The organism is Streptomyces sp. NPDC058632 (assembly GCF_042717095.1).
GTDB lineage: Bacteria > Actinomycetota > Actinomycetes > Streptomycetales > Streptomycetaceae > Streptomyces.
Genome location: NZ_JBHXQZ010000055.1, coordinates 48,834 through 54,682 on the forward strand (window position 1 = coordinate 48,834; position 5,849 = coordinate 54,682).

Annotated in this window: 5 protein-coding genes; all 5 read right to left on the minus strand. The window is 72.8% G+C overall.

Annotated elements, in window-relative coordinates:
- Positions 1-244 precede the first annotated feature (244 nt).
- On the minus strand, positions 245-898 hold the full coding sequence (locus ACFWVE_RS21305) for a response regulator (protein WP_384016189.1): 654 nt from the start codon (positions 896-898) through the stop codon (positions 245-247).
- Positions 883-2,151, minus strand: a complete 1,269-nt coding sequence (locus ACFWVE_RS21310) for a sensor histidine kinase (RefSeq protein ID WP_384016202.1) — start codon at positions 2,149-2,151, stop codon at positions 883-885. The genes ACFWVE_RS21305 and ACFWVE_RS21310 overlap by 16 nt, the downstream gene beginning before the upstream one ends.
- 145 nt (positions 2,152-2,296) lie before the next feature.
- Positions 2,297-3,307 (minus strand): SDR family oxidoreductase, encoded by a 1,011-nt coding sequence (locus tag ACFWVE_RS21315; protein WP_384016191.1) that lies wholly within the window; start codon positions 3,305-3,307, stop codon positions 2,297-2,299.
- On the minus strand, positions 3,304-4,008 hold the full coding sequence (locus ACFWVE_RS21320; protein WP_384016194.1) for a winged helix-turn-helix domain-containing protein: 705 nt from the start codon (positions 4,006-4,008) through the stop codon (positions 3,304-3,306). Before ACFWVE_RS21320 ends, ACFWVE_RS21315 begins: the two co-directional genes overlap by 4 nt.
- A 388-nt stretch (positions 4,009-4,396) precedes the next feature.
- Complete coding sequence (gene glnII / locus ACFWVE_RS21325) at positions 4,397-5,434, minus strand: glutamine synthetase (RefSeq protein WP_384016196.1); 1,038 nt, start codon at positions 5,432-5,434, stop codon at positions 4,397-4,399.
- Positions 5,435-5,849: the final 415 nt, after the last annotated feature.

Genomic DNA, 5,849 nt, shown 5'->3' on the forward strand with positions numbered 1-5,849 from the left:
GGAGGGTGACACGGAACACCTTGCACATGGGTGGGTATGACGTCCTGCGGGGGGTCGTAGCGCCCAAATTTAGGGGGGCGGCTCCATTTAGTACGGGAGCCGCCCCGGGGGTGTTCACCCGTCTCGGAAATTGATGAGAAGTCCGTACGCCACTCTGGTTTCAACAGTCCCTGGGACACGAGGAGTTGCGGATCGATCGCGACGGGTGAGAGGGAGTTCCCGGCGAGGTACGGCGAGTCCGCTTTCACCGGCCACGGTCGAGATACGCGAGAACCGCCAGCACGCGCCGGTTGTCGTCGTCCGAGACCTCGAGGCCCAGTTTGGCGAAGATGTTGGCGGTGTGCTTGGCGATGGCCCGTTCCGTCACCACCAGCTTGCCGGCGATCGCCGCGTTGGACCGGCCCTGCGCCATCTGCTCCAGCACCTCCCGCTCCCGGGGCGTCAGCCGCGCCGGCGGCCGGTCGTCGCCCGACTTCCGCGCCAGCAGTTGCTGGATCACCTGCGGATCCATGGCCGTACCGCCGCCCGCCACCCGCCGTACGGCGTCCACGAACTGCTCCGAGTCGAACACCCGGTCCTTGAGCAGATAGCCCACCGCGCCGCTGCCGTCGGCCAGCAACTCCCGTGCGTACAACTGCTCGACGTGCTGCGACAGCACCAGCACCGGCAGCCCGGGCCGCCGGCGCCGCGCCTCCAGCGCGCACTGCAGCCCCTCGTCGGTGTGCGTCGGCGGCAGGCGGACGTCGATCACGGCGACGTCCGGCTTCAAATCGGCGAGCGCGCGAGCCAGTTCGGGCCCGGTCTCCACGGCCGCGGCGATCTCGAAGTCATGGGCCTCGAGGAGCCGGACCAGCCCGTCGCGCAGCAGGAACAGGTCTTCGGCTAGGACAACTCGCAAGGGATCTCCATGGTGACCATGGTGGGGCCGCCCACGGGAGAGCTGACGGCCAGGACGCCGTCGAATGTACCCAGTCGCCGCTCCACCCCGGTCAGCCCCGAGCCGGCCCCGATCACCGCGCCGCCCCTGCCGTTGTCGGTGACGCTCACCCGCAGATGTCCGTCCGTACGGTGCACATCCACCCAGATCCGGTCGGCCTCCGCGTGCTTCACCGCGTTGGTGAGCACCTCGCTGACGGCGAAGTACGCGGCCGACTCCACCGGCGCCCCGGCCCGCCCCGGCAGGTCCACGCTCACCTCGGTCGCCACCGGGAGCCGCAGCGCCAGCGCCCGCACCGCGTCGCCCAGGCCGCGCTCGGCCAGCACCGGCGGGTGGATGCCGCGCACCAGCTCACGCAGCTCCGACAGCGCCTCCACCGACGACTTGCGGGCGTGCGCGATCAACTCCCGTGCCTTTTCCGGGTCCTTGTCGAGCAGCGCCTCGATGGTCCCCAGATCCATGCCCATCGCGACCAGCCGGGCCTGTGCCCCGTCGTGCAGATCCCGCTCGATGCGCCGCAGTTCGGCCGCGGAGGTGTCCACCGCGGCACGCCGCGTCTCGGTCAGCACCCGCACCCGCTCCTCCAGTTCACCCGGTCCGGGGGAGAGGACGGCGCGGGTGAGCCGGTAATGGGCGTTCAGTACCGACGGGGTGAGGAAATGGGCGACGAAGACCAGACCGAGGGCCAGCGCCCCGGCGCCCAGCGCGGACGCCTGGTCGCCGACGGGGACGAAGCCGTACCAGTACGGGTCCGGCATCGTCCGCCACAGCCCGGCGGCGAGCGCGATGCCCTCCAGCGGGTACAGCAACAGCGCGGCCGGCATCACCGCGGTGGCGAACCCCGCGCTCATGTCGACCGGAAGCCACAGCAGTTCCCGCCAGGTCGCCGGGTCGCGCAGCATCACGGAGGTGCGCGCCCACGGGTTGGCGTCCTTCGGCACCGGCCGGTACGCGGGCGGAATGCGCACCCCGCCCCACTCGGCGGCCAGCACCCGCCGCCAGTTCGCGTAGGTCCGGGCCCCGTTCAGCACGTACGGCGTGGTGACGATGCCGACGCCGGCCGGGATCAGCGCGATCGACACCAGGGTCAGGGTGAAGGCCGTCACCGACAGCGGGAGCGACACCAGCCCCAGCCCCAGCCCCCGCAACGCCCCCTTCAGAAGGCCTTTGGTGTGCCCGGTACCCCTGCTGCCGGTCTGCGTGCTCGCGCTCATGCTGTCCGTGGTCACGGAGTCGGTGGTCATGACGTCAGTCTGGCCGAGCGCCGCATCCGGGTCACGGGGCCGGGCCCCCCGGTCGGGGGGTGGTGCCACCTACACCCCCGACCGTTCATCCCCCGGCGCCGCGGCCTCCGTCCCGTCACGTCGTGTCGGCCGCGGCGAGCACCTTCGCCTCCGTCTGCGGGTCGAGGCCCCTGGCCGTCCGGTCCCGACGCTGGGGCGCGGTCCCGTCGAGGCCCCGCAACCAGTGCCAGGTGTCGGCGGCCGTCTCGCTCACGGGACGGCAGCGCAGCCCCGTCGCGAGCGCCCGGGAGACGTCACCGGCGTGCAGCGCGTCGTGCATCTCCCCGTCCGGCGGCACCCAGACCGGCAGCTGCGTCCACGGTTCGATGCCTGCCCCGAGGATCACCTCCGGCCCGGTCCACCGCAGCTCGGCCGCGCCCCCGGTCACCTCCGCGCAGGCCTCCAGCAGCGTGCCCATCGTCTCGTGCCCCTGCGGGCCGGTCAGGTTGTACGGTCCGCTGATCCCCTGCTCGGCCGCTTTGAGGATCCACTCGGCGAGGTCGCGGACGTCGACGTACTGGAGGGGCAGGTCACGCGGCCCCGGTGCGAGGACCGGGCCGCCGCGTGCCATCCGGTTCAGCCACCAGGGCAGCCGGCCGACGTTCTCGTACGGGCCGAGGATCAGCCCCGCCCGCACCAGCACCGACCGGTCCGCGCCGAAGGCGTCCACGACGGCCAGTTCGCCACCCCGCTTGTCCCGCGCGTAGTCGGTGTGGCCGGCGTCCGCGTGGGCGTCGGCCACGAGCGGGGCCTCCTCGGTGGCTCCGGCGGGCGCGGGCCACGCGTACACCGAGCGGCTCGACACGTACACGTACCGTCCGGCGCGGCCCCGCAGCAGCCGTGCCGTGTCCCGGACGGCACGCGGGGCGGCCGACCAGGTGTCGACGACGACGTCCCACGCGTCGTCCGGCTCGGCCAGGGCGGCCAGGCCGTCGACGGCCGTGCGGTCGCCCAGCAGCGACCGCACGCCCGGCACAGCCGCGTGCCGCCCGCGGTGGAAGACGGTCACCTCCCAGCCCCGCCCCAGCGCCGCCTCGACGACGGCCCGCCCCGCGAACTCCGTACCACCCAGCACCAGAAGCCTCATGCGTCAGAGACTGCCGGAGCGGGCGGGGCGAGGGAACCGGGATCTGCCGAGGGCAGAGCGGCCGTGGCTCGGGGGGCGTACCTGTAACCGACCCGGCGCACGGTCTGGATCGTGCCCCGGTGCTCGCCGCCCAGCTTGCGGCGCAGCCGGGCGATGTGGACGTCGACGGTGCGGCCGTCGCCGACATGGCCGTGACCCCACACCGTGGCGACCAGGTGGTCACGGGTGTGCACCCGGTTCGGGTGGGCCACGAGATGGGCGAGCAGCTCGAACTCCAGGTAGGTGAGGTCGAGTCGCCGCCCGTCCACCTCGGCGGTGCGCTGCGCGGTGTCGACCCGGATCCGCTGGTCCGCGCCGGCCGTGGCGGTGACCGCGGACGCCACGCCGTAGTGCGGTGCCGTCTCGGGACCCGGCACCGCCACCGGGAACGGCGGCTGCCGGTCGGCGGGGACCAGCACCAGGTAGCCGACCATCGGCGGACGGCCGGGCAGCACGGGCAGGGTGTGCTGCGGCGCGGGCAGCCAGGTGGCATCCGGCGGGAGCAGGTCCGCGAGTGTGACCACCTCGTCCGGGGCGACGGTCCGCAGCCGGTGGTGCGGACGGCCGTTCGCAGGGGCGGGGGAGGTGGCGGAGTTCGCGGAGACGGTGGTGGCCGAGGTCACCGCGGTGGCCGCGGCGGGGAGGGGACGAGTGGTCGCCATGAGAGGTCAGCTCTTTCGCGCGAAGGGTTCGTCGGGATGCTCGACGGCCACGAGGTCGTGGTCGGGCTCGTCGAGGACGTACGCGGTTCGCGCCGGCGGAGGGCCGGGATGTACGGCGTCAGAGGGCCGGCGCGGTCGTCGCGCGGCAACACTCCCGGTCGAAGTCGTCGTGCTGACGGGAGGGCCAGAAGGGCTCGAGGTCATGGCGACCTGTCGTGAGGAGCTCCCGGAAACCGTCCATGCCCTCATTGAAGCAGACCCCGGGCCCCGGCAGGAGCCCCGGTTCACAGCCCGGACGCCCGGGGCGGCGTGAAACCCGACGAAGCGAGGGGCGCCCGGCGGACGGGCACCCCTCGCTTCGCGGACGGGAGTCGAGTCGGGGGACGGCTCAGATCTGGCCGGCCTTCTCCAGCGCGGTGCAGCACGTGTCGACCATCAGCCGCGTCACCAGGTACGGGTCGACGTTGGCGTTCGGACGGCGGTCCTCGATGTAGCCCTTGCCGTCCCTCTCGACCTGCCACGGGATGCGCACCGAGGCGCCGCGGTCGGAGACACCGTAGGAGTACTCGTTCCACGGCGCGGTCTCGTGCAGGCCGGTGAGACGGTCGTCGATGCCGGCGCCGTAGTCCTTGACGTGGTCGAGCGGCTTGGAGCCCTCACCGAGCGACTCGCACGCGGTGATGATCGCGTCGTAGCCCTCGCGCATCGCCTTGGTGGAGAAGTTGGTGTGCGCGCCCGCGCCGTTCCAGTCGCCCTTGACCGGCTTGGGGTCCAGGGTGGCGGAGACGTCGAAGTCCTCGGCGGTGCGGTAGAGCAGCCAGCGGGCCACCCACAGCTGGTCGGAGACCTCCAGCGGCGCCAGCGGGCCGACCTGGAACTCCCACTGGCCCGGCATGACCTCGGCGTTGATGCCGGAGATGCCCAGGCCCGCCTTCAGGCAGTTCTCCAGGTGCGCCTCGACGACGTCACGGCCGAAGATCTCGTCCGAGCCGACGCCGCAGTAGTAGCCGCCCTGCGCGGCCGGGAAGCCGCCCTCGGGGAAGCCGAGCGGGCGGGCACCCTTGAAGAAGGTGTACTCCTGCTCGATGCCGAAGACCGGCTCCTGCGCGGCGAACCGCTCGGCCACCTCGGCCAGCGCGGCCCGGGTGTTGGACTCGTGCGGCGTCATGTCCGTGTTCAGGACCTCGCACAGGACCAGGATGTCGTCACCGCCGCGAAGGGGGTCGGGGCAGACGAAGACAGGCTTCAGCACACGGTCCGAGGCGTGACCCTCGGCCTGGTTGGTGGACGATCCGTCGAAGCCCCAGATCGGCAGCTCGGCGACCGCGGTCGTCTTCTCGGAGTCCGCCAGGATCTTGGTCTTGGAACGCAGCTTGGCCGTCGGTTCCGTGCCGTCGATCCAGATGTACTCAGCCTTGAAGCTCACGGTCCACTTCCTTCGGGGCGGGTCGGGGCGCATGTGCGGGTGCTGCGCGCTGCGGCGTTGCGCCACGCCGGCAGCGGGGTGCCGGGGCGCCCCGCTCGCGATGACACGCAGCCTGTCAACAGGCGATTTCCCGGCCATTGCCCGAATGTGAACCCCGTGTTACCGGTGACCGTCGTGCCCCGGACCACGCTGTGAGCACGGCGTGGCGGGCGCGACCCGTATGCGACGGGATCACGCGGCGGGGCCGTACACGACAGGGAGCCCTCCCCCGCTCCCGACGGCGGTCGAGCTGGGGTGGGCTCCCACCCCGGGCGCGGCCGGGGCGGGGGGCGCGGCGGCGCGCCCCCCCCCCCCCACACCCTCCCCCCCCCCGCGGGGGTGGTTGGGGGGTGGGGGTTTGGGGGCGGCCCCCGGG

What these genes read in the sequence shown, in the direction of transcription:
- ACFWVE_RS21310 (WP_384016202.1), bottom strand. Translation starts at nt 2,151, where the DNA reads ATGAGCGCGAGCACGCAGACCGGCAGCAGGGGTACCGGGCACACCAAA.
- ACFWVE_RS21315 (WP_384016191.1), bottom strand. Translation starts at nt 3,307, where the DNA reads ATGAGGCTTCTGGTGCTGGGTGGTACGGAGTTCGCGGGGCGGGCCGTC.
- ACFWVE_RS21320 (WP_384016194.1), bottom strand. Translation starts at nt 4,008, where the DNA reads ATGGCGACCACTCGTCCCCTCCCCGCCGCGGCCACCGCGGTGACCTCG.